This window comes from Variovorax sp. HJSM1_2 (assembly GCF_049316285.1).
GTDB lineage: Bacteria > Pseudomonadota > Gammaproteobacteria > Burkholderiales > Burkholderiaceae_C > Rhodoferax_B.
The window spans coordinates 214,053-239,098 of the sequence record NZ_JBMOXA010000003.1; the positions used below are offsets into that span (position 1 = coordinate 214,053).

The window sequence follows — 25,046 nt, forward strand, 5'->3', positions numbered from 1 at the left end:
GCTTTATGTCCAACATTGCATCGCTGCCTCAACCAAGCCGCTTCTCCCATCGCCTGCGTGTGCGCTGGTCTGAAGTCGACATGCAAAAAATCGTCTTCAACGCCCATTACCTGGCGTATTTCGACGTGGCGATTGCCGAATACTGGCGCGCGCTGGCCATGCCCTACGAGGCCACCATGCAGCAGTTGCAGGGTGACATCTACCTGAAAAAAGCCACGGTGGAATACCACGCCTCGGCGCGCGTCGACGATCTCATCGACGTCACGCTGCGCTGCGTGCACATCGGTCGTTCGTCGCTGCGCTTCGAAGGCCAGGTGCTGCGCGACGGCCGCCAGCTCACCAGTGGTGAACTGATTTATGTCTATGCCGACCCGCGTACGCAAACCTCGCAGGCCGTGCCCGATGCACTGCGTGACCTGATCAATGGCTACGAGGCCGGCGAAGCCGTCTACAACATCGCTTTAGGCGACTGGGCAATCTTAGGCCAGGACGCCAGCGCCGTACGCGAACAGGTGTTTGTGCAGGAGCAGGGCATTCCCAAAGAAATGGAGTGGGACGCAGCCGACGCACAACCCGAAGTGATCCACGCGCTGGCGCGCAACCGATTCGGCCAAGCGTTGGCCACTGGCCGCCTGCTGCAACACGCGCCCGGCGTAGGGCGCATAGGCCGCATGGCCGTGCTGCAGCCGCTGCGCGGCACGGGTTTGGGCGAAGAAATTCTGGAGGCCTTGGTACAGGCCAGCGCCAAACGTGGCGACCTGGAAGTCCTGCTGCACGCCCAACTCAGCGCCGAAGGCTTTTACCGCCAGGCCGGGTTTACGCCGCGTGGAGAGGTGTTTGTCGAGGCGGGCATTGGGCACCAGGAGATGTTCCGGGTGTTATGACCTAGCCTTAAATGTCAGCGAGCAGTTCGTAAGGCAACGGCAGCAAGGTCAGCTTGGGCCCGGCGGCCGAACCGGCCGTCAACACACCGTTCTGCGCGGCAATCTGCATCGACACAATGGCGTCGAAACCCCCCTCAGGGTTGGGTGCGGCTTGGGCGACCACGCCGCAGGGCTGCTCGGCATCGGCCGCTTCAAACACTTCCTGCCCGGCCAGCAAAGGCAGGTCCGCATGCACGATGCTGGCGCGGCGCTTCAGCGTGCCGCGAAACTGGCTGCGCGCCACAACTTCCTGGCCGGGGTAGCAGCCTTTTTTGAAGTTCACGCCGCCCACCGATTCATAGTTCAGCATCTGTGGCACCAGCGCTTCAAACAGCGGCAGGGTGACGGTGGCAATGCCGCTGCGCACTTCGCTCCAGGCCCATTGGTCGGCGCTCAACACCGCAGCGCCTGGCGCAACGGCCTCGGCAGTGACGCCTGCCGGGGCAAGCAGCAGGGCGCGCGGCTGGCCATCGGCAGGGTACAGGGCGACGGCAGGGCCATGCGCGGTTTCAAACAGCGACCAGGCGGCCGCGTTCGCATCGGCAACAGCAGAGCCGAGCAAACCAAAGAGTTGGAAGTCGGCGCTGGCATCGGTCAATTTGGCCTTGGCGCGCATCACAAACATAGACAAACGCTTGAGCGTTTGCGCCAGCAGGTCCTGGCTGCAGACCAGCAGCACTTCGTCGGCGCCGCGTTTGAAGCCAATAAAACTCGCCTGCATGCGGCCTTTGGGCGAGCAAAAGGCCGCCAGCCGCGCCTGGCCGGGGGCGAGCAGCGCGAAGTCGTTGGTGAGTTGGCCTTGAAGGAATTTGACGGCGTCTTCACCCGCTACGCGGATGACGCCCAAGTGCGTTAAAGAAGCGATGCCATGGAGTGGATGTGTCATGGCGTGAATTATCATGCCCCTCCTTAGTTCACAAGGTAAGTAGGGTTGTGCGTCGTTTATTGATCGTGGTGGTTTATGTGGCCCTCTTGCTGGGCCTGGGTGGTGGCTTGGGCTGGTGGTGGGTGCAGCGGCCCTTGCCGGTGGGCGATGCCACGCGCGACTTCACGGTGGCGCCGGGCGCGTCGTCGCGCAGCGTGGCGCAAGCGGTGGTGGACGCGGGTGTGCCGGTGTCGGCCGATGCCTTGTATTGGTGGTTTCGCCTGTCGGGCCAGTCGCGGCTGATCAAGGCCGGCAGCTACGAGATCACACCCGGTACCTCGCCCGAAGCCCTGCTAGACAAACTGGTGCGTGGCGAGCAAGCCTTGCGCAGCGTGACGCTGGTGGAGGGCTGGAACTTCCGCCAAGTGCGTGAGGCGCTTGCAAAAGCAGAGCGCCTGACGCCCGACAGCAGTGCCCTTGAGCCCGATTTGATCATGAGCAAGCTGGGCCGCCCCGGTGTGGCCGCTGAAGGCCGTTTCTTCCCCGACACCTACCGCTACCCCAAGAACAGCAGCGACCTGGTCGTGCTGAAACAAGCCATGCAAGCCATGGACAAAATGCTCGCCGCCGCCTGGGCACAACGCCAGCCCGACCTGGCCTTGAAAACCCCCGAAGAGGCACTGATCATGGCCAGCATCATCGAGAAAGAAACCGGGCAGGGCGCAGACCGGCCGCTGATCTCCGGCGTGTTCAACAACCGCCTGCGAATCGGCATGCCGCTGCAGACCGACCCCACGGTGATCTACGGCCTGGGTGCGTCGTTTGACGGCAATCTGCGCCGCTCCGACCTGCGTGCCGACACCCCCTTCAACACCTACACCCGCCGTGGCTTGCCGCCCACGCCTATCGCCATGCCGGGAGCGGCGTCGCTACTGGCTGCGGTGCAACCCGCGCGCACCGACGCCTTGTACTTCGTCGCCAAGGGTGACGGCAGCAGCCATTTCAGCCCATCGCTGGAAGAGCACAATCGAGCGGTCAACCAATACCAGCGCAACCGTTAAGGCCCACCAAAAGTGCAAAACAAAGGCATCTTCATCAGTTTCGAAGGCATAGACGGCGCGGGTAAATCCACCCACATCGAGGCGTTGGCCCAAGCCTTTCGCGCCCAGGGGCGCAGCGTCACGCTGACGCGTGAACCCGGAGGCACGCCGCTGGCCGAGCAGTTGCGCACGCTGGTGCTCAATGAGCCCATGGACCCGCTGACCGAAGCGCTGCTGATCTTTGCCGGCCGGCGCGACCACCTGCGGCAAGTGATAGAGCCGGCCCTGGCGCGTGGCGAGGTGGTGATCAGCGACCGCTTCACCGATGCCACTTTCGCCTATCAGGGCGGCGGCCGAGGGTTTGATGTGGCCGTGTTGTCCACGCTGGAGCGCATCGTGCAGGCCACGGCCGCCGACAACGCCAGCTTCATCCGCCAGCCCGATCTGACCCTGTGGTTCGACCTGCCACCCGAAACCGCCGCCGAACGCCTGGCCGGCGCCCGCGTGCCAGACCGTTTTGAGTCCCAACCCGTGGTGTTTTTCCAGCGTGTGGCCGGGGCCTATGCCCAGCGCCATGCACAAGACCCGGCACGCGTGACGCGTATCGACGCTGCCACTTCGCGCCACGCCGTGTGGCAACAAATCACCAGCACCCTGGTGCGCAAGGGCTGGCTGGCCATCATGGTGGCCGCACAGGCGGGGCCGAAATGAGCCAAGCCGAAGCGCAAGTTGAAACTCTGCCCTTGGCCCCATGGCTGGTGCGGCAACGCACTGGCTTGCTGGCCCAGCGCGGCCACGCCTGGTTGCTTTACGGCCCGTCTGGCCTGGGCCAATACCGCCTGGCGATGGAGTTGGCGCGCGCCTGGCTTTGCGACAACGCTGATACCCAACAGGGGCAGGGCGCTTGTGGCCGCTGCGGCAGTTGCCACGCCATCGACGTGCGCGCCCATGCCGATCTGTGTGTGCTGATGCCCGAGACCGCGATGATGGAACTCGGCTGGCCGCTGCCCGAGAAGGCGCAAGCCGAGATCGACGACAAAAAACGCAAGCCCAGCAAAGAAATCCGTGTGGATGCCATGCGTGACGCGGTTGAGTTTTCGCAGCGCACCAGCGCACGCGGGCGTGGCAAAGCCGTGTTGGTCTACCCGGCCGAGCGCATGAACCAAGTCACGGCCAATGCGCTGCTGAAAACGCTGGAAGAGCCGCCCGGCGACGTCAAGTTTGTGCTGGCCACGGGCGCGGCGCACCAACTGCTGCCCACCATACGCAGCCGCTGCATGGGCCACAACATGGAGTGGCCCGCAGGCACCGAGGCCACGGCCTGGCTGCAGGCGCAAAACGTCGCGCCGGCCGATGCCGCAGTGTTACTGGCTGCCGCTGGCCAGCGCCCAGATGATGCGCTGCAAATGGCGCAAGCCGGGCTCAACGCCAAAAACTGGTCACAACTGCCGCGCGCCGTGGCGGCTGGTGACGTGAGCCCGTTTGCCAACTGGGCCATGGGCCAGGTGGTCGACGCGCTGCAGAAGATTTGCCACGACGTGCTGGTGTTGCGCAGCGGGGCCACACCGCGTTTCTTCGCCGCAGCCGATCTGCAAAGACTGGGCGCCAGCGCCTCTGTGGCCACATTGACACAGTGGTCAAAAGAGCTGGCCACCACAGCACGCACGGTGGAGCATCCGTTCAATCCTGGCCTGATGCTGGAAGCGCTTGTGAGCCGGGCCCAAACGGCTCTAAACTCGTCGACGTAGAGACTGTCACCACCCTTGACCGCCAACCTCAGCCGCCAACCAAGACTGTTTACGCATGAGCACCACCCCGACCACACCGCGCCCTAGTGTCATTCAGTTGGCCATCAAGGAGAAGGCTGCGCTGTACGCGGCTTACATCCCGCTGTTTGCCGAGGGGGGGATTTTTGTACCCACGGTGCGCGAGTACCAATTGGGTGACGACGTTTATGTGTTGCTCTCGCTGCCCGAAGGTCCGCAGCGTTATCCCATCGCTGGTCGCGTTGCCTGGGTCACGCCTGCGCGTGCCTCTGGCAGCCGCACCCAAGGCGTGGGTATTCAGTTTCCCAAGGATGACAAGGCGCGGCAGTTGAAGATCAAGATCGAAGAGTTGCTGGGTGCGCATCTGGGTTCTGAACGAGCCACACAAACGATTTAACCCCAGCGGGTTCACAGGAGCGCTCGGCTCCTAAAATGGCGCCATCGCGTTATGGCACCTTTGTCCAGGCGCCGACCTGATTTGCCGCACATGCCGCGGCCCTTGCCATGTTCACAGACTCCCACTGCCATCTCTCGTACCCTGATCTCGCGGGCCAACTGCCTGCCATCCGCAGCGCCATGGCCGAGGCCCGTGTAGACCGCGCCTTGTGCATCTGCACCACGCTCGAAGAATTTGAAGACGTACACGCCCTGGCCGTGGGCTACGACAACTTCTGGGCCACCGTGGGTGTGCACCCCGACAACCACGACGTGCGCGAGCCGTCGCTTGAGGATCTCGTCAGCCTGGCTGCACGTCCGCGCATTGTGGGTATTGGCGAAACCGGCTTGGACTACTACCGCCTGGGCGACCGCACGGTGGTCGACATGGAATGGCAACGCGAACGTTTTCGGGTGCACATACGCGCCGCCCAGCAAACCCAGAAACCGCTGGTGATCCACACGCGCAGTGCCTCGGACGACACCATTGCCATTCTGAAAGAACTGGGCGAAGACGGCTCGGCCGGTGCGGCCGGTGGCGTGTTCCATTGTTTTACTGAAACCGCCGCGGTGGCGCGCGCCGCGCTAGACCTGGGTTTCTACATTTCGTTCTCGGGTATTCTGACGTTCAAGACGGCGCAAGACATACGCGACGTGGCCGCCTTTGTGCCCATGGACAGGATCCTGATCGAAACCGACAGTCCCTATCTAGCGCCGGTCCCATACCGTGGCAAGACGAACAATCCGTCTTATGTCCCTTACGTGGCCAAACAAGTGGCGGCGTTGAAAAACTGTACGGTCGAAGAAGTGGCCGAAGCCACCAGCCGCAATTTCGACAGTCTTTTTAAAGGCGTTCTGGCATGAGAAACTACTTTAGGTATTTCATTTATCTATTTGTATTTATTGGATTTTCTGCATCCAGCGCGGGTTCTTTTGAAGACTACTTCGCAGCCGTCGCCAGAGATGATGCAAGCACCGTGCAAAACCTGTTGCGGCGTGGTTTTGACCCGAATACGGTCAATGAAAAAGGCCTGACGGGCGTATTTATCGCGGTGCGCACACCATCGCCCAAGGTGCTCAACGTCTTGTTGGCGGCGCCCAAGATCCAGGTCGAGACACGCAACGAAAAAGACGAAAGCCCGCTGATGCTGGCGGCCTTGCAAGGCGATTTGGCCACCTGCCAGAAACTCATAGCGAAAGACGCCGACGTCAATAAAACCGGCTGGGCGCCCCTGCATTACGCCGCCACCAATGGGCATGTGGCGGTGATGCAGTTGTTGCTGGACGAAAACGCCTACATCGACGCCGAATCGCCCAACAAAACCACGCCACTGATGATGGCCGCGTCTTACGGCAGCACCGAGGCGGTGAAGTTTTTGCTCGAAGCCGGCGCCGATCCCACGCTGAAGAACGAGAAGAATCTCTCCGCCCTGGACTTTGCGCAAAAAGCCAGCCGCCCCGATGCGATTGAATTGATTGGCGCCGCAGTGCGAAAACGCGGCGTCAAACAAGGGACCTGGTAAAGATCGCCTACTGCTTACTGCATGAACCAGCCGTGGCTCACCACCAATGATTGGCCGGTGAGTGCATTGGTTTCAAAACCGGCAAAGAGCAGGGCGGTCTCGGCCACATCCTGGATGGTGGTGAACTCGCCGTCCACGGTTTCCTTGAGCATGACTTTTTTGATCACATCGTCTTCGCTGATGCCCAAAGCCGCCGCTTGCTCGGGAATCTGCTTCTCGACCAGCGGTGTACGCACAAAGCCGGGGCAGATCACGTTGGCGCGGATTTTGTGTTTGCCACCTTCCTTGGCCACCGTTTTGCACAAGCCAATCAGGCCGTGTTTGGCGGTCACATAGGCTGACTTCAGCACCGAGGCTTCCTTGGAGTGCACCGAGCCCATGTAGATGATGCTGCCGCCTTTGCCCGAGGCCTGCATGTGTGGGTAGCAGGCCTTGGTGGTGAGGAAAGCGCCGTCCAGGTGGATGGCCAGCATTTTCTTCCAGTCGGCAAACGGAAATTCTTCGATGGGGTGCACGATTTGCACACCTGCGTTGCTGACCAGGACATCGACCCCGCCATAGGCCGCCACCACTTCGGCGACCGCGGCGTTGACCTGCTCCTCGCTGGTGACATCCATGGCCACAGCCATGGCCACGCCTTTGGCAGCGACGATCTCATCGGCGACGGCTTGTGCAGCGGCCTTGTTCAGGTCGGCGATCACCAGCTTGCCACCTTCGCGCGCATAGGTGAGTGCGATCTCCTTGCCTATGCCACTGGCCGCGCCGGTGACGATACACACTTTGTCTTTTAGCTTCATGCTGTGAACTCCTTTGGATGGAAAACGAAGAAATCGCTTGCCGCGCCCAGGGCGAGAATCAAGCGTGTAGAGGGCAACTCAATCGCTGAGGTGATCGGCATTCAAGTCAAATACGCGAACCCCGGTGAACTCACGGGCGCGCTCTGTCCAGCGCGGGTCATGCAAGGTATGCGCCATGTCAGCGCGGCCACTTTGCCAGTGCTCACGCATCGACAGGCTGGAAAACTCGTAATCTTTGGACTGGCTCTCGTAATGCCGCGTGCGGTAGATCAGGTGCACAACATCGATGGACGAGGTGGTGCATTGGATGCGCGACAAGGTCAGCACATCGGGATCCTGCGCCAACTCGGGCGGCAGCTTGGCCAGCAGGCGTTTCGTGGCCTGGGCCACAATCTGCCAGTCGGTGCCGGTGTCGGTGTTCAGCCGGGTACGGCTTGAGAAGCGAATGTCTTTTTCACGTCCCGACACCTCGATCAGATTGGTGGGCATCTCGCCCTTGGCGGCGAACAAATCCACCTGCAACACCGTGCGGTGTCCCGCGCCTGGTTCGTCGAGCACGTATTGCAGGGGCGTGTTGGAGACCAGTCCACCATCCCAGTAATGCTCGCCATCAATCTCCACCGGTGCAAAACCCGGCGGCAGTGCGCCACTGGCCATGATGTGACGGGCGTCGAGTTTTTGCTTGCTGGAATCGAAGTACTGAAAATTGCCATTGCGGACGTTCACGGCGCCCACGGCAAGACGAATGGGGCCGTTGTTGATCAACTCGAAGTCCACCAGCCGTTCCAGGGTTTCGCGCAGCGGTGCCGTGTCGTAATAACTGATGGCGCCGGGTGTCCCATGCGGCTGCATGGGCGCCGGCGGAACCCTGGGCTTGAAGAAGCCGGGCACACCCAGCGCCATCACCTGAGACGCGCTGATTTCATTGAGGGTTTCACGCCAGAACTTGTCGATGGCGAAAAATGGTGAGGGAAGGCCGGAACTGACCAGCTCCCAGAACTCCTGGAGCCGGGCCAAACGGCGTTCCGGCGGATTGCCCACAATCAACGCCGCATTGATCGCCCCAATCGAAATACCGGCCACCCAGTGCAGCGGCTGGGCTGTTTCGTGCAGGGCTTCATACACCCCAGCCTGGTAAGCCCCCAGCGCGCCACCGCCTTGCAATACCAAAATGTTCTGCGAAGTCTGCGCTGCAACGGGCACTGCCTTGCGGCCACGTGATGCGCTTGGGGGATTTTCCCGACTGTCGGCCGGGTGAGGGTGGCGTGAAAGAGTCATGCGGGCCCGATTCAAGCTGAGGTGGACGGAATCCTAGGATACGGCAGCTACGTGAACCTTGTGTATCGCCAGACTTGGATATCGCATCGAAATGTTTGGCCTGCAGCCCAAGCACACATCGTTCCAGCCGTTGCCCTTGCGGCTGATCCAGCAAGGGACGCGCCCAGCAAATCCATGGTGTACGTCTTGGCAGGCATTTGCGCGTCCATGTTCAGCCCGTGAGATGGATCTCACCCAGTACCGCCTTTCACCCGCCTAGGGAAACCCACATGTTCACATAGTGAACTGTTTGGCGCTTTGTCGCCATCTCGTTTTTGTGCCGAATCCAAACTGCTCGCTCAGATCAACAAAAACGGAGACATCCATGACACTCGAAAAGAGGGGCTTGCTCAGGCTCTTATCGGCAGGCGCAGTTTTTGTATTCGGTCTCGGTGGCGCGCTGGCGCAAACACCTGTGGCCGTGAAGATTGGTTGTGTATTGCCGCTCAGCGGCGGTTCGGCCGCAGTTGGCAACCAGACGCGTTCCGGTGTGCTGGCGGCAGTGGAGCAGATCAACGCTGCAGGCGGTATCCAGGCTATGGGTGGTGCCAAGCTGCAGGCGGTGTTTGGCGACTCGCAGTCAAAGGCCGACGTGGGAGTCTCGGAAACCGAACGCCTGATACAGCGCGAAAACGTGGCGGTGTTGTGTGGCGCATTCAACAGCGCCGTGACCTTCCCGTCGACCGAGCTCGCCGAGCGCAACAAGACACCCTGGGTGGTGGTCGGGGCGGTGAAGGACGAGATCACCGAGCGCGGCTTCAAGTATGTATTTCGCATTAACAACAAAGCCACCTATGACGCGCGTGAGCAGCTCGACGCCATGGATCTGCTGGCCAAGGAGTCCGGCAAGTCCGTGAAGCGTGTTGCCTTGTTCTATGAGGGCGGTGACTGGGGCCGTTCACACGCGGCCAACATCCGTAAGCTGGCGGCTGAACGCAAAATCGAGATCGCCCTGGACGAGCCTGCACCGCCGAATCAGGTGGATTTCACCTCGCAGTTGCTGAAGATACGCTCGGCCAAGCCCGACGCGCTGATTCTGGCGCTTTATACGCCCGACCAGTTGCTGTTCACGCGCCAGCTTGCCGAGCAGCGCCTGGACCTGCCGTTCGGCGTGCATTCCGCGGGTGGTGGCACCGAAGATCCGTCGTTCTACTCGGCAATCCAGGCGCCGATGGTGGCCTATTACTTCGTGCAGGAAGACTGGCAGGTCGACATCCTCGATACCAACAAGGATCCGCTGCTGCTTGATGCCGAGAAGCGCACCCGCGCCACCCTGGGTTACGGCATGAGCGCCTATGTGGCGCAGGGCCTGTCATCCATCTATGTGATCAAGGACGCGCTGGAACGCTCCAAGAGTGCCGACCGCGACAAGCTGCGCGATGCGATCGCCGCGACAGACATCACCAGCGGACCGGCGCTGTTCACGGGTTACCAGCGCATCAAATTCGATGCCGCCGGCCAGAACACCTTCGCCCACGGTGTGATCTCCGAGAACCTGGGCGGCAAACGCCGCGCCATCTGGCCTATGGAAAACCGCGCGGCCGACACCAAGCCGGTCTGGCCCGTGCCCGCCTGGGCCCAGCGCTAGCCGCTTGTCGCAAAGCTACTGCTGAGGCCATCTGCTGCGTTGCGCGGTGCTCGGAATCCTCACGTACGGAAGTACGTTCCTCCTGCGCTCCGGGCGCCATGCAACTGAGCTTCCTCACCACGCTTTTCGACAACCCGCGACTACGTTGACCCATTAGCTCCACCCGCGTGCCGCCGATGGCGGCAGCGGGAAGGCCCTTCCTCGTCAAGACAAAGGCAGACAAGTGGACTGGTACGTACTGACTTACGCCGCTTTCAACGGCATTCTGGTGGGCGCCATGCTCGGCGGTATCGCGCTGGGCCTGAGCCTGATCTTCGGGGTGTTGCGCATCGTGAACTTTGCGCATGGCTCCATCCTGATGTTGGCGATGTATACGGCTTTCTGGTTACAAAAGCTCTACAACATCGACCCGTATGTGAGCGTGGTGATTGCCGCGCCGCTGATGTTCGTGCTGGGTTACCTGGTGCAGTGCTTCGTCATCGGCCCGCTGATCCGGCGCGAACGCGCGCTGGTGGTCGAGCCCATCAGTGCATTGCTGCTGACGGCGGGGGTCTACATCCTGATCGACAACCTGGCGCTGATGGCTTTTGGCCCTAATGTGCGCTCCACGCCGTCGGCCCTGCAGGTGACGAGTGTGATGGTGGCGCAGTTTCCGCTGAACAGCTTCCGCATCGTGGCCGCACTGGCCTCGCTGCTGATGGCCGGCGGCCTGGCACTGTGGCTGGCACGCAGCGACATGGGCCGCTCTATCCGCGCCACGGCACAGAACCGCGACGCCGCGGCCATGTCGGGCATAGACGTGCCGCGGGTCTACAACATCACTTTCGGCCTGGGCTGCGCCATGGTCGGTGTGATGGGTTGCCTGATCGCCCCCTTCATTCCCATCACACCACAGGTGGGCCTGGGCTTTGGCATCAAGTCCTTCATCGTGGTGGTACTGGGTGGCATTGGCAGTATTGCCGGCTCGTTGGTTGGCGGGGTGGTCATAGGGCTGTTCGAATCCGTGGCCTCGCAATTTGTCGCTACACCCACGGCCTCGATCTTCTCGCTAGGCCTTTTCATCCTGATCCTGCTCGTCCGGCCGCAAGGGCTGATGGGCCGCAAGTAAGGCGCATCTATGAGTCCCCGCTCCAATTTCATTGCCTTGGCCGGTGTGCTGCTGGCCTGTCTCATGCTCCCCCTGGTGCTGCACGACGAATTCCTGATCCATTCGGTGATCATGGTGCTGTACTTCGCCTACCTGGCCTGCGCCTGGAACCTGATGTGCGGCTACGTCGGCCAGATCTCCTTCGGCCATTCGGTGTTCAGCGGTGTCGGGGGCTACACCTCGGTGTTGCTGCTCACGGGCATGGGCTGGTCGCCGTGGCTTGGCATGCTGGTTGGTGGTGTGTTGGCGGCCATCCTGGCCATCGCCATGGGTTATCCGACGATGCGCCTGCGCGGCCCGTATTTCGCGTTGACCACCATCGCCTTCGCCGAAATCATACGCATCTGGTTCGAGAACACCGACGTGGTGTTCCGCATCCACCTCAAGGGCGCCGAAGGCTTGAACGTGCCGCTCATCGGTACCAGCTGGGCCATGTTCCAGTTCGAGAGCAAGGTGCCTTATTACTACATCATCCTGTGCATGCTGGTGCTGGTGATGAGCATGACCTGGCTGATGGAGCGCAGCCGTCTCGGTGTTTGCCTCAAGGCCATACGCGGAGACCGCGACGCGGCCGAATCCCTGGGCATCAATCCCACACGCTACACGCTCACCGCGCTGGCGCTGAGCGCTTTCATGACAGCGCTAGGTGGCAGCTTCTACGCGCAGTTCATCCGCTTCATCAACCCAGAGCGCAATATGGGTACCGAGTTGTCCATAGACATGGCGCTGATGAGCATCATCGGCGGCCAGGGCACGGTGTTCGGCCCGTTGCTGGGCGCGCTGTTTCTGGCGCCGCTGGCGGAGATCACGCGCACCTACCTCGGTGGGCAATTCGCTGGCCTGCATCTGGCGATCTACGGCTTGGTGCTCATCGTCGCGGTGTTGTATTTGCCCAAGGGCTTGCTGCACCCCTTGCAGAACTGGCTAAGGCGCGGACTGGCGAAGAAGCCCGCAGAGCCGGCTGCGGCCCTGAGCTTCACCGCAGTGAGTGTGCCCAAGGCCACGGCAGCCGTGCGCTCCACATACTCCGCCGAGGGGGGGCAGGTCAAATGAGCGAAGTTCTACTCAAGGTCGACCAGGTCGGCAAACGTTTCGGCGGCGTGCATGCCGTCAAGGGCCTGAGCTTTGACCTGCAGCGTGGCGAAATCCTGGGTTTGCTGGGACCGAACGGCGCGGGCAAGACCACCGCCTTCAACATGATTGCAGGTTTCATCGAACCCGACGCTGGCCGCATCACACTCGAAGGCAAAGACATCACGGGCAAGCGCCCATGGGATGTCTGTCAGAGTGGCCTGGCCCGCACCTTCCAGTTGTCGCGCCCGTTTGGCGGCATGTCAACGCGCGAGAACCTCGTGGTCGGCTCGCTGGTCAAGACCAATGACAGCCAGCGCGCCCGGGCCAAGGCCGACGAGCTGCTTGACTTTCTCGGCATGACTGCCCTGGCTGACGTGGACGCCGACAACCTCACCGCCTTCGAGCGCCGCAAGGTGGAACTTGGTCGCGCGCTTTCCACCGAGCCCACTTTGTTGCTGATGGACGAGGTCGTCGCCGGCGCAACGCCACAGGAGGCCATGACCATGGTCGGACTCATCAAGCGTGTACGCGACCGGGGTGTGACGGTGCTGATTATTGAACACGTGATGAAAGTGATCATGGGTCTTTCGGACCGCGTGATTGTGATGCACCTGGGTGAACTCATCGCCAATGGCTTGCCGGGCGAGGTGGTCAGCCAGCCTAACGTGCTGAAAGCCTATTTTGGAGACGATTATGTCGACGCCGGCACTTGAGGTCCGAGATCTGACCGTGGGTTACGGCGACGTCTCCGTGTTGCGTGGCCTATCGATGAAGGTTGAACCCGGGCAACTGGTGGCCCTGATAGGCGCCAACGGCGCGGGTAAGACCACGCTGTTGCGCACCATCTCCGGCCTGCTGCGGACCACCCGAGGTTCGATCCAGCTCGCGGGTGTGGAAATCCAGGGGCGACCTGCGCACCGTGTGGTGGAGAGCGGTTTTGTGCAGTCGCCCGAGGGCAAGCAATTATTCCTCAGCATGTCGATTCGCGAGAACCTTTTGGTCGGCGCGCACAACCCACGCGCGCGTGCCGTGCGCGAAAAGACCCTGGCCGAGGTCTTCACGCTGTTTCCGATTCTCGAAGAGCGGCAAAAACTTGCCGCATCCACCTTGTCCGGTGGGCAGCAGCAGATGGTCGCCGTGGGGCGGGCGCTGATGGCCAAGCCCACGGTGCTGGCACTGGACGAACCTTCACTTGGCCTCGCGCCCATCATGGTCGACCGCCTGTTCGACTCGATCCGCAAGATCCGTGACCTTGGGGTCACCGTGCTGGTGATAGAGCAGAACGTCTTCAAGGTACTGCAGATGGCCGACTACGGTTATGTGCTGGAAAACGGCGTCATTTCGTTGCAGGGAAGGGGTCCGGACTTGCTGGCAAACACCCACCTGCGGTCCACCTACCTCGGTATGTAAGGAGAAGCTTTTCAATGAACCTTAACGCCACACCCACCGCGACTGAACGCTTGGCCGCACTGCGGGCCACAGCACTCAATCTGAGGCGGCACATGGTCACTCAGGCGCGCGGCAAAGGGCAGGGCTACCTGGGCCAGGGCCTGGGCATAGCCGACTTTCTGGCCTCGCTGTATTTCCACGAGTTCCAGGCTGAAGACCTGGACTTCACACGGCGCGACCGCAAGCGTTTTTTCCTGTCTACGGGGCACAACTCGATTGCGCTGTGGGCCGTGTTCGCTGAGCTCGGCATCGTGACCAAGGAAAGTCTGCTGACCTATGGCGCGGACGGCAGCCCGCTGGAGATGAGCACCATGGAAGGCCGTGTGCCCGGCGTCGAAATGACCGGTGGCTCGCTGGGCCATGGCCTGGGTATCGCCGCCGGCGCGGCCATGGGTTACCGGCTCGACGGGTACCGATCGACCATCCACGTGGAGATTTCCGACGGGGAACTGCAGGAGGGCTCGACCTGGGAGGGCGCCAGCATAGGCGCGGCCTTCAAGCTCGACAACCTGGTCTGCTGGATCGACTGCAACGGCATCCAGGCCGACGGTCCGATTGTGGTGCCGATCGAACCCGTGGCCGGCCGTTTCGCGGCCTTCGGCTGGGACACGCTGGAGATCGACGGCAACGACCTCGGCCAGTTGCTGGCCGCCTTCGAATGGACCCATGCCAAGGCTGGTAAACCCAAGGCGGTGGTGCTGCGCACGCGACCGGGCTGCGGCATCAAAAGGGTGGAGCAACGCGACCGCGCGCATTTTGTGCGCATTGATGCGGATGAGTGGGACGAAGTGGTGCGTGAACTGGAGGTCGAAAATGCTTGATACGCTGAAAGTCAAACCGGCCCAGACCCTGGCCATGAGCGAGTCCGAGGCCGTTGTCGGTCGACCTTCGGTCAAGGCGCCGTTCTCGCTGGGCATGATGAAGGCCGCCGAGACACACACCGGCCTGTGCCTGCTGACCGCCGACCTCGGCAAATACACCGACACGGCCGACTTCCGTATGCGCCACCCCGATCGTTTCTTCAACGTCGGCATGGCCGAGCAGGCGCTGGTCACAGCAGCGGCCGGCCTGTCCAAGGTCGGCAAGGTGGCCTACTGCACGACCTACGGCACCTTCGCCACACGCCGGGCCTACGACTTCCTGGCCATTGCCTGCGCACACAGCAACGAGAACGTGAAGATGTTCGCCGGCAATCCCGGCCTCACCACGGGTTACGGCGGCACACACCAGGCGACAGAAGACCTGGCGTTGATGCTCTCCATCCCCAATATGACGGTGATCGACCCCTGCGATGCCACCGAGATGCAGCAGATCGCCGAGCAGGCGGTCGACTGGCCCGGCACCATGTACTGCCGCCTGCTGCGCGCCAACGTGGCGCAGGTGTTCGATCCGGCGACGCACCGCTTCCAGCTTGGCAAGGGGCACGTGATCGGCGACAGCGGTGCCGACGTGGATGTCGGTTTCGTCTCCACCGGTTTCATGACCGAACGCGCCATCGACACGGCCGAACACTTGCGCCAGCGCGGTGTGTCGGCCTCGGTGTTCCACAGCGCCACCATCAAGCCCTTCGACAAAGAGGGGCTGCTGGCGTTCGCGGCCTCGGCGAAACGCATCGTGGTGGTGGAGAACCATGTCGCCATCGGTGGCCTGGCCACGCTGGTGATCGATGCGCTGTTTGAGGCCGGCCTGTCGCGCAAGCTGCTGAAGATCGCCATCCCCGACCAGTTCATCGAGTGTGGGTCTCTGCCCTATCTGCAGGACCGTTACGGCCTGACCACGCCGCGCATCTGCGAACGGGTGGCGGCATGGCTGCAATGAACATGAAGCCACACGACATCCGTGTCTTCGGTTCGGTGCACCGCTACCATCAGGGGCCGGGCGCCATCGGGCTGGTGGGTGAGGTGGCGGCCAGCCTGGGCAAACAACCGCTGCTGGTCGCCGATGAAATTGTGCACGGCCTGGTGTTCGATACCGCGGCCGCAAGCTGCCGTCAGCGCGATCTCGAACTGCGCTGGGTCGAGGTGCGTGGCGACGTGACCCGCGCCGCCGTGCAGCGGCTCGTGGCCGAGGCTCGTGCAGATGGTCGCCGGCCCGACGTGGTGCTGGCCGCCGGCGGCGGCAAGGGCGTGGACACGGGCAAGGCCGTTTCGCGTGAACTCGGCGCGCGTCTGGTGGTTTTGCCGACCTCGGCGTCGAACGACGGCCCGTGCAGCAAGGCCTTCGTTTATTACGACGACGCGCACCGCATGGAGTCGGTGGAATTCCTGCCGCGTAACCCGGATGCCGTGCTGGTCGATACCAACTTGCTGGTGCAGGCGCCGCGCGCCTTGCTGGTGTCGGGCATAGGCGACGCTTTGTGCAAGCTCTATGAGGGCGAACAGGCGCAGAACAACGGTGGGCTGAATCTGTTTGGTGGCGTGGGCACCATCGCCGCGCAGCAGATTTCGGTGGCCTGCGACCGTGTGATCCGTGAGGACGCGGTCGAAGGCCTGAAGGCGCTCAATGCCGCCAAGCCGACGCCGGCCTTCGAGCGCCTGACCGAGGCCTTGGTGCTGCTCAGTGGACTGGCCTTTGAAAACAGCGGTCTGTCGCTGGCGCATTCGCTGACACGTGGATTGCCGCTGGCGGCTGGCACCGAGACCACCTTGCATGGCTTCCACGTGGGCTACGGCCTGCTGGTGCAGTTCATCCTCGAGGAGCGCTCGCCGGAGTTCATGGCGGCACAACTGGCCTTTCACCGATCGGTCGGCCTGGCCGTGAACCTGGCCGGACTCGGCGTGCGTGATGTCGGTGCGGACACCATCGGCCAAACCATCCGAGCTATTGCCGACGGCACCATGACTTCGCCGCACCTTAAACATTTCCAACGGCCTTTGACGGCCGCCGATTTCGAAAACGCCATGCACCGGCTCGAAAAGCTGGCTGCCTGAAACACACACCTTCATGAGCACATCTGCACAACCCACGACACTGATTACCGGCGGCGGCACCGGCCTTGGCCTTGCCACCGGTCTGGAATTGCGCGCGCGCGGCCACCGCGTGATCGCGCTCGGCCTGGACACGGAGCCCGAACTCGAGGGGTCCGGCATCGAGTTCCAGCGTCTGGACATCACCGACGAAGCGGCCATGGCCCAGGCCACGGCCGGCATCGAACGTCTCGACGTGCTGGTCAATGCGGCCGGCATCATCCAGCACGGCGGCGCCGAATTCACCTTGCCCGGCTTTCGCAAGGTGGTCGACGTGAACCTCAACGGTACCCAACTCGCCTGCCTGATGCTGCGGCCCGCGCTGGCCGCGGCGCGCGGCAGCATCGTCAACTTCGCCTCGATGTGGAGCTACTTCGGCTCTGCGCGCAACCCGGCCTACAGCGCGAGCAAGGGGGCCATCGTTTCGCTCACGCGAGCGCTCGCGGTGGCCTATGCGGCCGAGGGTGTGCGTGTGAATGCTGTCGCGCCGGGCTGGATCGAAACCCGCATGTCGCAGGCCGCGTTTGCCGACGCCGAGCGCAGCACGGCCATCAAGAAGCGACTGCCCGCGGGCTTCTGGGGCAAGCCCTACGACATCGCCAAGGCCGCAGCCTTCCTGGCGTCAGCCGATGCGCGCTACATCACCGGTGTGACTTTACCCGTGGACGGCGGGTACAGCGTGGCATGACGACGATGAGCGATCCCGGCATGAACCTCTACAACGAGCTGCACGGCCTCACCGTGCCGGACTTGTTGCGGCTGCGCGCCAGACAGCATCCGTTCAAGCTGGCGCTGTCCGCACACAGCCACCAGGGCCATCGCGACCGGCTGAGTTATGCGCAGCTGGTGATCCGTATGGAGTCGGTGGCGCGTGGCCTGTATCTGCGTGGCGTGCGCCAAACCGAAAGGGTGGCGCTGTTCCTGTCCAACGCGGCGGTGCGTGAGGCTGTGCTCACGGCGGTCGGCTGCTGGCGGCTGGGCGCTGTGGTGGTGCCGCTCAATGTGCGCGCATCCGACGACGAGCTGCAACACGCGCTCGCCTTGGTCGAGCCTGCCGTGATCGTGACCACCGCGGATGCGGTCGCGCGGCTTGGGCAGTTGTATCCAGCGGCGAAGCTGCTCGTGCTGGGCGGTGATCCGAACGACGAGCCGCATTGGCCGGAGCCCGAACGTGTATTCCATGACCTCGACCTGCCCGAAGTGGCGCAGCCCGGTGATGCCAGCGTGTTGTTGTTCACTTCGGGCACAACGGCGCGCTCCAAGGCTGTCACACATTGCCACCGCAGCCAGCTGTATTGCGGCTATGCCGTTGGCGGTGCACTCGGCCTCACGAGTGAAGACACCTACCAGGGCGCCTGGCCAATCTTCACCAGTTCGGTGCTGAACATGGCCTGCATGTCGTCCTGGGTGCATGGCGCGGGGGTGGTGCTCGAAGAGTCGCCTCTGGACAATGCCGGCCGGCTGCGGCTGATCGAAAGCGAAGGCACAACGGTCTACCACGGCGTGACCTCGCCGCTACATTTCATGATAGACGAGTATCCACGCGGCCGTTACGACCTGTCGCGCGTGCGGCGCCTGGGTTACGGCGGCGCGGCCATGCCGGCCGAGGTCATCGTCAAGTTCAGCGAGCGCCTGCCGTGGGTGGACCAGGTGCATATCTGGGGCATGACCGAGACCGGTCCGTCCGGCACGGTGCTGCCGCCGTGGTTTCTGCCGCGCAAGGCGGGTTGCATCGGCATGGCGATGCGCGGCTGCGCCGTGCGCGTGATCGACGACGAAGGCCGGCCGGTGGCGCCCGGCGAGACCGGCGAGATCGAGTTCTCCGGTCCGTCGATGGCGCTGGGCTACTTCCGCAACCCCGAGGCCACGGCCCAGGCCTTCGTCAACGGCTGGGTGCGCACCGGCGACATCGGCCGCTTCGACGACGAAGGCCATCTGCATTTTGTCGACCGCAAGAAGGACATCATCAACCGCGGCGGCCTGAAGATCGCTTCGGCCGCGGTGGAGGAGGTGTTGTACCGCTTCCGCGGCGTGGCCGAGGCAGCCGTGGTCGCCGTGCCGCATCCCGGCCTTGGTGAAGACATCGCGGCCTGCGTGGTCGCCGCACCGGGAAGCACGCTGGACCTGGCCGCGCTGCAAGCTTTTTGTGCGCTCCAGCTTGCCGACTACCAGGTGCCGCGCCAATGGCATGTGCTCCACGCCTTGCCCAAAAATCCTATGGGAAAAATCATGAAAAGAGACTTGCGCGAGCTGTTGCTGGGGGCCGCGGCATGACGGCGAACCAGGCCTACGCGGTGAACATCCATGCCTATGGCGGTGTAGAGGCCATGCGCTACGAAGTGATGGACGTACCGGCCCCCGGCGCGGGCGAAGTGCAGATACGCCAGCACGCCATCGGTATCAACTACCTCGATACCTACCACCGCCGCGGCGTGTTCCCGCTGCGTGCACTGCCGGGCGCACTGGGCGTGGAGGCGGCCGGCGTGGTGACGGCCTTGGGCGAGGGCGTGACGCGCTTGCGGGCCGGCGACCGCGTGGCCTATGCCTGCCCGCCTATCGGCAGTTATGCCAGCCTGCGCAACCTGCCGGCCAAGCTCGTGCTGCAGCTGCCCGATGCCGTGTCTTTCGAGCAGGCCGCTGCCGCCACGCTGCAGGGCCTGACCGCCCACATGCTGCTGCACCGCGTGACGCGGCCCACAGCCGCCGATACGGTGCTGGTGCATGCAGCGGCCGGGGGGCTGGGTTCGCTGCTCACGCAGTGGAGCAAACGCTTCGGTTGCCGCGTGATCGGCACGGTAGGCTCGGAAGAAAAAGCTGCGCTGGCGCGGGCACGCGGCTGCGACGAGGTCATCCTCTATAACCAGGAGCCGTTCACCGAAGGCGTGAATCGCCTGACCGACGGTGCGGGTGTGGACATCGTCTTCGAAGGACTGGGCGGCCAGGTGTTCCACGATTCGCTGACCATCCTCAAGCCCTTCGGGCAGATCGTGAACCTGGGCCAGGTGGCCGAAGGTCTGCCGCAGTTGAAGCTGGCCGACCTCGGCCCGGCGCGTTCGCTCACGGTGTCGGTGCCGGGGGTCTTCGCCTATGTCAACACCCATCCCGATCTGCAGACGGCCGCAGACGCCTTGTACGGCCTGATCGGCAGCGGCGAATTGCAGGTGCACATCGGCGGCCGTTACGCCTTGCGCGATGCGGCGCAGGCGCACACCGCGCTGCAGGGCCGTGGCACGAATGGCTCGTTGATCCTGATTCCGGAGGGCGTATGAGCATCTTCCACACGCCCGAACTACGCGCCTTTCGTGCCGAGGTGCGGAGCTTTCTGCAGCAAAACCTGAGCGACGAACTGGTGCAGGCCACACGTGGCGGACTGCACCTCGAACGCGAGCCCATGGCGCGTTGGCAGGCCACACTGGATGCGCGCGGCTGGGGGGCGCCGCATTGGCCCAAGTCACTCGGCGGCACCGGCTGGAACGAGCTGCAACGCTATATCTTCGAGGAGGAATCCGCCTTTGCCGACGCGCCGCTCGGTGACGTGCACGGCCTGTTTCTCGCCGGGCCCATGATCATCGCCGAAGGCACGCCCGAGCAGCAGGCGCGCTACCTGCCCAAGGTGCTGGCGGGTGAAGAATTCTGGTGCCAGGGCTTCTCGGAGCCGAATGCCGGTTCGGACCTGGCCTCACTCAAGACCACGGCGCGGCTAGAAGGTGACGAATGGGTCATCAACGGCCAGAAGACCTGGCTCTCCAGCGGCCACCACGCCGACCTGATGTTCTGCCTGGCGCGCACCGACAGCGATGTGAAGCCGCAGGCTGGGCTCACGCAGTTCATCCTCGACATGTCTGCACCCGGCATCACGCTGCAACCGATCCTGACCATGGACGAGGGCCACAGCGTCAACGCCGTGTTCTTCGACAACGTGCGTACACCGCGGCAGAACGTGATCGGCGAGCTCAACCAGGGCTGGACCTATGCCAAGGAACTGCTGGCGCGTGAACGCGTGAACAATGCGCAGGCACCGCGCACCAAGCGCGACATCCAGGAGCTGGAGCGCCTGGCCCGCATACGCTGCGATGGAGCGGGCCGGCCGCTGATTGAAGACCCGCGCGTGCGGCGGCGCCTGGCCGCGCTCACTGCGGATTTTGTGGCGCTGGAGTCTGCTGCACTCGGTGTGCTGGCCGAGCAGATGGCCGGCAAGGAACCCGGGCCGGCCGCATCGACCTTGAAGATTCGCGGCTCCGAACTTCAACAAAAAGTGAGTGAGACCGCCATGCTTTTCCTGGGCCAGGCGGGCATTGTGCTCGCACCCGACTACGGCGGCGGCTTGCTCGCGCCCGAAGGCCTGGGCTGGGCCGAGCGCCATTTCTTCCGCCGCGTGGTGACCATCTACGCTGGTGCGAACGAGATCCAGAAAACCATCATCGCCAAGTCCATCCTGGACATGTAAGGACATCATGGAACGCGAAGAAATCGATCTGATGCTGGACACGGCGCGGCGCTGGTTCCGCGCCAACGGGCCACTGGAGGCGCGTGTCGCCGCATTCAAGGCCGGCCAGCATGAAACACCGAATGCGTGGGCGCTGATGGCCGAAATGGGCTGGATGGGCCTGTCGCTGCCCGAATCCGTGGGCGGCTTTGGCGCAGGCCAGTCCGCCTGTTTCGCGCTGCTGCGCGAGGCCGGTCGTGATGCGCGGCCCGAACCGCTGGCCTTGCACCTGCTGGTGGCGCCCTTGCTGGCCGACCTCATGCCCGAACACGCGGAGGCACTGTCGGCGGGCACGCTGCGCTGCGCGATGGCCGACACGGCCTTCGGCGCCGAGGCCGTGCGCTGGCACGATGGGGACCGGCTCGAAGGCCGTGCAGGCGTCGTGCTCGGCAGCGAGCACGCGACGCACCTGCTGCTGCCGGTGGGCCAGGGTGATGGGGCGTCGCTGGCGCTGGTCGCCCTGGATGCGCCGGGCATCTCGTCCGAGGCGGCACGCCTGGTGGATGCGCGGGCCACGTCGCGCCTGCGTTTCGACCGCACTCCTGCGCGCCGGATCGAAGGCCCGGGCCTGGCGCAACGCGCCATCGACCTCGCTGCCGCGGCGCAGATCGCCGACAGCGCCGGCGTGCTCGATGCGGCATTCGACCTCACGCTCGACTACCTGAAACAGCGCGTGCAGTTCGGCAAGCCGCTCTCGGCACAGCAAGCCGTGCAGCACAAGATGGCCGAGATCTTCTGCGACCTGCAGCAATTGCTCGCACTGGCGGGCCGCGTGGCGGCGGAAATCGATGCGGCACGCGAAGGGCCCTGGCCGACGCTGGCGCCGGCCAAGAGTTTCCTCGGGCGGCGCGTGTTGCGCGCCTGCGGTCAATTGATCCAGGTGTCGGGCGGCATCGCCGTCACCGAGGAATACAAGCTCACCCATTTCTACCGCCGGCTGCATGTCGCGGCCGCGCTGTTCGGCAATGCCGAGACGCAACTGGCGCGCATAGACGTGCGCAGCCAGTTGCTGCCAGCCTGATCTTTCAACCCCATCGCTTCAAAGGAACCTGCCTCATGACCACCAACGCCTTGCGACTCGAAGTCAAGGACCGCATCGCCACACTCACCATCAACCGCCCGGAGGCCATGAACTCGGTGAACGGCGAATTACACACCGCACTGTCGCGTATCTTCATAGACCTCGGCGAACGCCGCGACATCAATGCCATCGTGCTCACGGGCGAAGGCAAGGCCTTCTGCGCCGGTGGCGACATCGAGTGGATGAAGGCCGCGGTGCGCGACCCCGAGCAGTTCGAGGTCGTGACCTGGGAGGCCAAGCGCATCGTCTACGCCATGCTCGACTGCGAGATCCCCATCATCGGCCGCATCAACGGCGACGCCGTGGGTCTTGGCGCGACGCTGGCCCTGCTCTGCGACATCACGGTCATGGCCGACCACGCGCGCATCGGTGATCCGCATGTGCGTGTCGGCCTGAACGCGGCCGATGGCGGCGGCTTCCTCTGGCCGCAAATTATCGGCTTCGGCAAGGCGCGCGAACTGCTGCTCACCGGCGACCTGCTCGGCGCGGCCGAGGCCAAACAACTCGGTGCAGTCGGCAACGTGGTGCCCGCAGCCGAACTCGATGCCAAGGTCGAATCCTTCGTCGCCAAGATGCGCAACGGCGCCACCAAGGCCATACGCTGGACCAAGGCCGGCTACACCATTCCGCTGCGACAGCTGGCGCATGGCCACATGGACGCTGGCACGGCCTACGAATGCCTGAGCAACCTCACGCAGGACCACCATGCGGCGATCGAAGCCTTCGCGAGCAAGCAGAAACCCACCTTTGTTGGCCGTTGAGGAGGGCCAGTCTGTGTCTTCCCCACAAGATTTCGCGGGCCGTACGGCCCTGGTCACCGGTGGCGCGAGCGGTATCGGCCTGGCCTGTGTCGAGTTGCTGCTGGCGCGTGGCGCTCGCGTGGTGCTGGCCGACCTGAACACCGCGCGCACGGCCGAGGTGGCCAGCCGTGTGGGCGCCATCCCCTCGGCCTTCGACGTCGCCGACCGTGCCGCCGTGGCCTCGGCCCAGCGGCAACTGGCCGAGCAGGGTATCGCCGTCGAGCTGCTGGTGAATTGCGCCGGCATCGTGCAGTCGCCCGAGCCGCCCTCGGTCATGCCGCACGAAGTGTTCCGGCGCGTGCTGGCCATCGACTTCGAAGGCACCTACACCTGCTGCGCCGAGTTCGGCACGGCGATGGCTCAGCGTGGACGCGGCGCCATCGTGAACATTGCTTCGGTGGCGGGCATGCGCTCCATGCCGCTGCATTCCTATTCGCCGGCCAAGGCGGCGGTAGTGTCGCTCACCGAATGCCTGGCCGGGGAGTGGGGCCGTTCCGGTGTGCGCGTGAACACCGTGTCGCCGGGTTATACCGTCACCGCCGCGCTGCAGAGCCAGATCGACCTGGGCTTGCGTGATCCGGAAAAGCTGAAGTCGAACAGCGCCTTGGGTCGGCTCATCGCACCCGCCGACATCGCCAACGCCGTGGTGTTCCTGCTGTCCGAACAGGCCGGCATGATCACGGGCGTGAATCTGCCGGTGGACGCGGGCTGGCTCGTCGCCGGCTCGTGGAACACTTTCGGCGGCGTGAGATCCGGTGTTCAGCCCGGCGTTCAGGCCTGAACACATCAAGAATCATCTGAAGGAGACAAAACAATGAAGACGAATTTCTGGAAAGCCATTGCGGCCACGCTGCTGGCCCTGGGGGCCACGCTGGCCCAGGCCCAGGCCTATCCCAACCAGCCGGTGCGCTGGATCGTGCCGTATCCGGCCGGCGGTGGCACCGACATCGTCGCGCGTATGCTGGGGCAATCCATGGGCGGGGCCATGGGGCAGCAGATGCTGATCGACAACAAACCTGGGGCCGGCACCATGATAGGCGGCGACCTGGTGGCGCGCGCCAAGGCCGACGGCTACACCGTGGGCACGGTCGATACCTCCACCGTGGCACTGGCCCCGCACCTCTACGCCAAGGTGCCCTACAAGCCGGAAAAGGATTTCGTCTACGTCGGCGGCACCACGCGTTTTCCCTTTGTGCTGGTGGTGAACCCTTCGGTGCCGGCCAACTCCCTGCAGGAGCTGATCGCGCTGGCCAAGCAAAAGCCCGGCGGCCTCAAATACGCCACACCCGGCCTAGGTGGTCCTAACCATCTGGGCATGGAGCTGTTCCAGCGCAAGGCCGGTGTGCAACTGCTGCATGTGCCCTATAAGGGCGATGCACCGGCGCTGCTCGGCCTGATGGGCGGAGAGGTCGACATGTACCTGGTCAACACCGCTGCGAGCCTGTCGTATATCCGCTCCGGCAAGGTACGGCCGATCGCACTGTCCATGGGCAAGCGCAGCCCGGTGCTGCCCGATGTGCCGACCTTCGCCGAAGCCGGCGTGCCCGATTTCGAATCCTATTCCTGGCAGGGCATGGCCGTGGCGGCCGGTACACCACCAGTCGTGGTGGCGCGGCTCAACACCGAACTCAACAAGGCGCTGGCGTCGGACGAAGTGCAGAAGAAGCTCAGCGACCTCGGCATCGAGCCATCACCCACGACGCCGGATGAATTCATGGCCTTCGTCAAGGCGCAGAACACGCTTTGGGGCGGTGTGATTCGCCAGGCCAACATCAAGCTGGAGGAATGA

General features: G+C 63.6%; 26 protein-coding genes. 23 read left to right on the forward strand and 3 right to left on the reverse strand.

Annotated elements, in window-relative coordinates; genetic code table 11:
* Window positions 1–5: 5 nt before the first annotated feature.
* Window positions 6–884: a YbgC/FadM family acyl-CoA thioesterase gene (locus ACFQ95_RS05115; protein WP_422829737.1), complete on the forward strand. Its 879-nt coding sequence runs from the start codon at window positions 6–8 to the stop codon at window positions 882–884.
* Between the two features lie 7 nt (window positions 885–891).
* On the opposite strand, the gene ACFQ95_RS05120 is transcribed toward ACFQ95_RS05115, so the two are convergent.
* Window positions 892–1,809, reverse strand: a complete 918-nt coding sequence (locus ACFQ95_RS05120) for a YgfZ/GcvT domain-containing protein (protein ID WP_422829738.1) — start codon at window positions 1,807–1,809, stop codon at window positions 892–894.
* Between the two features lie 47 nt (window positions 1,810–1,856).
* On the opposite strand from ACFQ95_RS05120, the gene mltG reads away from it, so the two are divergent.
* From mltG to ACFQ95_RS05150, 6 genes are all read left to right on the forward strand, one after another.
* Window positions 1,857–2,849 carry an endolytic transglycosylase MltG gene (mltG, locus tag ACFQ95_RS05125; RefSeq protein ID WP_422829739.1) on the forward strand — a complete coding sequence of 331 codons (993 nt, stop codon included), beginning with the start codon at window positions 1,857–1,859 and terminating at the stop codon, window positions 2,847–2,849.
* Window positions 2,850–2,861: 12 nt separating this feature from the next.
* Window positions 2,862–3,539, forward strand: a complete 678-nt coding sequence (gene tmk / locus ACFQ95_RS05130; RefSeq protein WP_422829740.1) for a dTMP kinase — start codon at window positions 2,862–2,864, stop codon at window positions 3,537–3,539.
* On the forward strand, window positions 3,536–4,576 hold the full coding sequence (locus ACFQ95_RS05135) for a DNA polymerase III subunit delta' (protein ID WP_422829741.1): 1,041 nt from the start codon (window positions 3,536–3,538) through the stop codon (window positions 4,574–4,576). Before tmk ends, ACFQ95_RS05135 begins: the two co-directional genes overlap by 4 nt.
* A gap of 55 nt (window positions 4,577–4,631) precedes the next feature.
* On the forward strand, window positions 4,632–4,991 hold the full coding sequence (locus tag ACFQ95_RS05140) for a PilZ domain-containing protein (protein WP_422829742.1): 360 nt from the start codon (window positions 4,632–4,634) through the stop codon (window positions 4,989–4,991).
* Between the two features lie 107 nt (window positions 4,992–5,098).
* Window positions 5,099–5,893, forward strand: a complete 795-nt coding sequence (locus ACFQ95_RS05145) for a TatD family hydrolase (protein ID WP_422829743.1) — start codon at window positions 5,099–5,101, stop codon at window positions 5,891–5,893.
* A complete protein-coding gene (locus ACFQ95_RS05150; RefSeq protein WP_422829744.1) occupies window positions 5,890–6,552 on the forward strand; it encodes an ankyrin repeat domain-containing protein in 663 nt (220 codons plus the stop codon). Before ACFQ95_RS05145 ends, ACFQ95_RS05150 begins: the two co-directional genes overlap by 4 nt.
* A gap of 14 nt (window positions 6,553–6,566) precedes the next feature.
* Here the strand turns inward: ACFQ95_RS05150 and ACFQ95_RS05155 are convergent, their stop codons facing one another.
* Together ACFQ95_RS05155 and ACFQ95_RS05160 are read right to left on the reverse strand one after the other, a co-directional pair.
* Window positions 6,567–7,349: a 3-hydroxybutyrate dehydrogenase gene (locus tag ACFQ95_RS05155; RefSeq protein WP_422829745.1), complete on the reverse strand. Its 783-nt coding sequence runs from the start codon at window positions 7,347–7,349 to the stop codon at window positions 6,567–6,569.
* Between the two features lie 78 nt (window positions 7,350–7,427).
* Entirely contained in the window at window positions 7,428–8,627 is a 1,200-nt protein-coding gene (locus tag ACFQ95_RS05160) for a patatin-like phospholipase family protein (protein ID WP_422829746.1), read from the reverse strand.
* A gap of 364 nt (window positions 8,628–8,991) precedes the next feature.
* Here ACFQ95_RS05160 and ACFQ95_RS05165 point away from each other — a divergent pair, with 364 nt between their 5' ends.
* From ACFQ95_RS05165 to ACFQ95_RS05240, 16 genes are all read left to right on the forward strand, one after another.
* Entirely contained in the window at window positions 8,992–10,254 is a 1,263-nt protein-coding gene (locus tag ACFQ95_RS05165; protein ID WP_422829747.1) for an ABC transporter substrate-binding protein, read from the forward strand.
* Between the two features lie 223 nt (window positions 10,255–10,477).
* On the forward strand, window positions 10,478–11,362 hold the full coding sequence (locus tag ACFQ95_RS05170; protein WP_422829748.1) for a branched-chain amino acid ABC transporter permease: 885 nt from the start codon (window positions 10,478–10,480) through the stop codon (window positions 11,360–11,362).
* Window positions 11,363–11,371: 9 nt separating this feature from the next.
* Complete coding sequence (locus ACFQ95_RS05175) at window positions 11,372–12,454, forward strand: branched-chain amino acid ABC transporter permease (RefSeq protein WP_422829749.1); 1,083 nt, start codon at window positions 11,372–11,374, stop codon at window positions 12,452–12,454.
* Window positions 12,451–13,188, forward strand: coding sequence for an ABC transporter ATP-binding protein (locus ACFQ95_RS05180; protein WP_422829750.1), 738 nt, complete (start codon window positions 12,451–12,453; stop codon window positions 13,186–13,188). Before ACFQ95_RS05175 ends, ACFQ95_RS05180 begins: the two co-directional genes overlap by 4 nt.
* Window positions 13,169–13,885, forward strand: coding sequence for an ABC transporter ATP-binding protein (locus ACFQ95_RS05185; protein ID WP_422829751.1), 717 nt, complete (start codon window positions 13,169–13,171; stop codon window positions 13,883–13,885). Before ACFQ95_RS05180 ends, ACFQ95_RS05185 begins: the two co-directional genes overlap by 20 nt.
* Window positions 13,886–13,899: 14 nt before the next feature.
* Window positions 13,900–14,745, forward strand: a complete 846-nt coding sequence (locus tag ACFQ95_RS05190; RefSeq protein ID WP_422829752.1) for a transketolase — start codon at window positions 13,900–13,902, stop codon at window positions 14,743–14,745.
* Window positions 14,738–15,742, forward strand: a complete 1,005-nt coding sequence (locus ACFQ95_RS05195; RefSeq protein WP_422829753.1) for a transketolase family protein — start codon at window positions 14,738–14,740, stop codon at window positions 15,740–15,742. The genes ACFQ95_RS05190 and ACFQ95_RS05195 overlap by 8 nt, the downstream gene beginning before the upstream one ends.
* A complete protein-coding gene (locus tag ACFQ95_RS05200; RefSeq protein ID WP_422829754.1) occupies window positions 15,730–16,854 on the forward strand; it encodes a glycerol dehydrogenase in 1,125 nt (374 codons plus the stop codon). The genes ACFQ95_RS05195 and ACFQ95_RS05200 overlap by 13 nt, the downstream gene beginning before the upstream one ends.
* A 13-nt stretch (window positions 16,855–16,867) precedes the next feature.
* Window positions 16,868–17,578 carry an SDR family NAD(P)-dependent oxidoreductase gene (locus ACFQ95_RS05205; RefSeq protein WP_422829755.1) on the forward strand — a complete coding sequence of 237 codons (711 nt, stop codon included), beginning with the start codon at window positions 16,868–16,870 and terminating at the stop codon, window positions 17,576–17,578.
* Window positions 17,575–19,164, forward strand: coding sequence for a class I adenylate-forming enzyme family protein (locus ACFQ95_RS05210; protein ID WP_422829756.1), 1,590 nt, complete (start codon window positions 17,575–17,577; stop codon window positions 19,162–19,164). Before ACFQ95_RS05205 ends, ACFQ95_RS05210 begins: the two co-directional genes overlap by 4 nt.
* Window positions 19,161–20,159: a quinone oxidoreductase family protein gene (locus ACFQ95_RS05215; protein ID WP_422829757.1), complete on the forward strand. Its 999-nt coding sequence runs from the start codon at window positions 19,161–19,163 to the stop codon at window positions 20,157–20,159. Before ACFQ95_RS05210 ends, ACFQ95_RS05215 begins: the two co-directional genes overlap by 4 nt.
* Window positions 20,156–21,337: an acyl-CoA dehydrogenase family protein gene (locus ACFQ95_RS05220; RefSeq protein WP_422829758.1), complete on the forward strand. Its 1,182-nt coding sequence runs from the start codon at window positions 20,156–20,158 to the stop codon at window positions 21,335–21,337. Before ACFQ95_RS05215 ends, ACFQ95_RS05220 begins: the two co-directional genes overlap by 4 nt.
* Window positions 21,338–21,344: 7 nt before the next feature.
* Entirely contained in the window at window positions 21,345–22,397 is a 1,053-nt protein-coding gene (locus ACFQ95_RS05225) for an acyl-CoA dehydrogenase family protein (RefSeq protein ID WP_422829759.1), read from the forward strand.
* Between the two features lie 35 nt (window positions 22,398–22,432).
* The gene (locus tag ACFQ95_RS05230) at window positions 22,433–23,218 is read left to right on the forward strand and encodes an enoyl-CoA hydratase/isomerase family protein (protein ID WP_422829760.1); all 786 of its coding nucleotides are present in this window, start codon (window positions 22,433–22,435) and stop codon (window positions 23,216–23,218) included.
* 13 nt (window positions 23,219–23,231) lie between these two features.
* Window positions 23,232–24,038, forward strand: coding sequence for an SDR family NAD(P)-dependent oxidoreductase (locus ACFQ95_RS05235; RefSeq protein ID WP_422829761.1), 807 nt, complete (start codon window positions 23,232–23,234; stop codon window positions 24,036–24,038).
* Between the two features lie 33 nt (window positions 24,039–24,071).
* Window positions 24,072–25,046: a Bug family tripartite tricarboxylate transporter substrate binding protein gene (locus ACFQ95_RS05240; RefSeq protein ID WP_422829762.1), complete on the forward strand. Its 975-nt coding sequence runs from the start codon at window positions 24,072–24,074 to the stop codon at window positions 25,044–25,046.